At 39.0% G+C, this 2,353-nt stretch carries 2 protein-coding genes and 1 pseudogene; 1 reads left to right on the top strand and 2 read right to left on the bottom strand.

Features of this window, described 5'->3' with window-relative positions; translation table 11 throughout:
• Both AC4GME_RS10145 and AC4GME_RS10140 read right to left on the bottom strand, forming a co-directional pair.
• Positions 1-281: pseudogene (locus AC4GME_RS10145) on the bottom strand (DUF58 domain-containing protein); the annotation flags it as partial.
• Positions 282-284: 3 nt separating this feature from the next.
• Positions 285-1,202 (bottom strand): AAA family ATPase, encoded by a 918-nt coding sequence (locus tag AC4GME_RS10140; RefSeq protein ID WP_490376240.1) that lies wholly within the window; start codon positions 1,200-1,202, stop codon positions 285-287.
• A 162-nt stretch (positions 1,203-1,364) separates the two neighbouring features.
• Between AC4GME_RS10140 and AC4GME_RS10135 the strand changes: the two genes are divergently transcribed.
• Positions 1,365-2,087, top strand: a complete 723-nt coding sequence (locus AC4GME_RS10135) for a YebC/PmpR family DNA-binding transcriptional regulator (protein WP_490376239.1) — start codon at positions 1,365-1,367, stop codon at positions 2,085-2,087.
• The last annotated feature ends 266 nt before the right edge of the window (positions 2,088-2,353 follow it).

Here is a 2,353-nt window from a genome sequence, read left to right as displayed (position 1 = left end):
CCTGCAATATTCTGATAACTTAAAAGCAGACAAGTCACCATAAAGCTGCACAGGAAAAACAGCACAAACAAAATCAAATTATTTTGATAGTTAGTACCAAGCAAAAACAGAATAAAACAGAGCACTAAAAAGTGCAGACCAAATTTAGAGGGAAAAATAAAAGTATTGGCATGATTTAAGGTGAAACTATTTTGCGCCGGCATTCGCGCAGTTAACCAGCGCTCGAAACGCCGTGCGATTAGCCTTTTTAACGGTGCTGTTAGTTTAAAACTTTTATTCATAAATTAACCAAGCGGATCAACACTGTCTAGCAATGTTTGACTAAGTGCTTTATTACCTTGTTTATCACCATTTACCCCCGCTAAACGATGATCGGTCACCGCAACAAAGACCGCCTGAATATCTTCGGGAATGAGATAATCTCTTTGCTGAATAAAAGCCATCGCTTTAGCAGCTTGCAGTAATATTTTGCTGCAACGAGGTGATAACGGATTGGCTGAAATACCACTGTAACGACTTTCATGAATCAGGCGTAACAGATAATTTAAAACCGTCTCATTGGCTTGAATTTTATCTACAGCAGCTTGCATCGCCTGCAACTCGTCAAGATTTATAATGGCCGATATTTTCTCTTTTTTATCTGACCCCAAATGCCCTTTTAGCATTTGTAATTCCGCATCCATATTCGGAAAACCAAGCTCAATACGCATCATAAATCGGTCTAACTGAGATTCAGGTAAGGGAAAAGTCCCTGCTTGATCTAACGGATTTTGTGTCGCAATAACAAAAAAGGGCGTTGGCAATATATATGTTTCACTGTCTAGAGATATCTGCCTCTCTTCCATCGCCTCTAACAATGCACTTTGTGTTTTAGGACTGGCGCGATTTATTTCATCCGCTAATAATACCTGACTGAAAATGGGGCCCTTATGAAAATTAAACTGCTGTTTATTGCTATCAAATATCGACACACCAAGAATATCTGCAGGTAACATATCACTGGTAAATTGCACACGTTGGTAATCAAGCCCAAGTGTTTGTGCCAAGGCAGATGCAAGCGTAGTTTTACCCATACCAGGCAGATCTTCGATTAAAAGATGCCCGTCGGCAAGCAGACAAACTAAAGCTAATTTAGTCTGCTCCTCCTTTCCCAATAAAACATTATTCAATTGTTTGAAGATTTCCGCTATTTTATTGTGCATCAAGCATCCTTATATTGTTTAACTATTAAACAAATATTAATTATAGAGGACAATTTCTCATCCAGTTCAATATTTATTAATTTCACACTAGCGCAGAAGCGCAATTACAAGGTAAAATTTGCGCCTTAAATATTAACCAACTAACAAAAAGAGTCTGATCAGATGGGAAGAGCATATCAAAACCGCAAAGAGTCAATGGCGAAAACTGCGGGCGCCAAAACCAAAGTTTATTCAAAATACGGTAAAGAGATCTACGTATCTGCGAAAAATGGCGGATTCGATCCTGATGGTAACCTTTCATTACGCCGTTTAATTGAAAGTGCAAAAAAAGACCAGGTACCGACACATGTTATCGAACGTGCAATTGAAAAAGCCAAAGGCGGCGGCGGAGAAGATTACGAACGTGCTACTTACGAAGGTTTCGGTCCTGGCGGCTGCAGCGTTATCGTTGACTGTTTAACCGATAATAATAAACGGACCTGGACTGATGTGCGTAACTGTTTTATGAAAACAGGTGCTAAAATCGGTTCACCAGGCACAGCTGCACATATGTTTGAACATCAGGGCGTGTTTGTATTTAAAGGCTCCGATGAGGAAGCTGTTTTAGAAGCATTAATGATGGCTGACGTTGATGTCACTGATGTTGAAAGTGAAGATGGAAATATCACGGTATTTTGTCCTCATACTGAATTCTACAAAGCAAAAACAGCACTTAATGATGCCTACCCGGATCTTGAATTAGATGTTGAAGAAGTAACATTTGTACCGCAAACTGATACAGATATTACACCTGAACATGTTGAGAAATTTGAAAAATTCATGGATATGCTTGAAGACTGTGATGATGTGCAAAACGTCTACCATAACGCCGTTTTACCCGAGTAATTGCTAGCGCTAAATTTTCAGATAGTGATAGCAAAAAAAACCACATTATATAATGTGGTTTTTTTATGCCTGTAAAAAAGCCACTATTGATAACATGCGTCGCTTTGCGCTATCTCTGAAGCAGTTATCTCCGCGTCAATCTGCATCGTTTTGTAAAACGAATACCGTAAGCTAATAAATATTGGCAGGCTTTCGCTTGAGGTTAATTCTCATTATTGGTGGTTATCGAATCGTTGAATATGAGAATCAAGCAGACACAGTTTTAC

This window comes from Psychromonas sp. (assembly GCF_983033635.1).
This window is presented reverse-complemented; position numbering and strand designations above follow the sequence as displayed.

Bases quoted from the DNA above. Each gene is read 5' to 3' on its own strand.
- AC4GME_RS10140 (WP_490376240.1), bottom strand. From the start codon at position 1,202: ATGCACAATAAAATAGCGGAAATCTTCAAACAATTGAATAATGTTTTA.
- AC4GME_RS10135 (WP_490376239.1), top strand. From the start codon at position 1,365: ATGGGAAGAGCATATCAAAACCGCAAAGAGTCAATGGCGAAAACTGCG.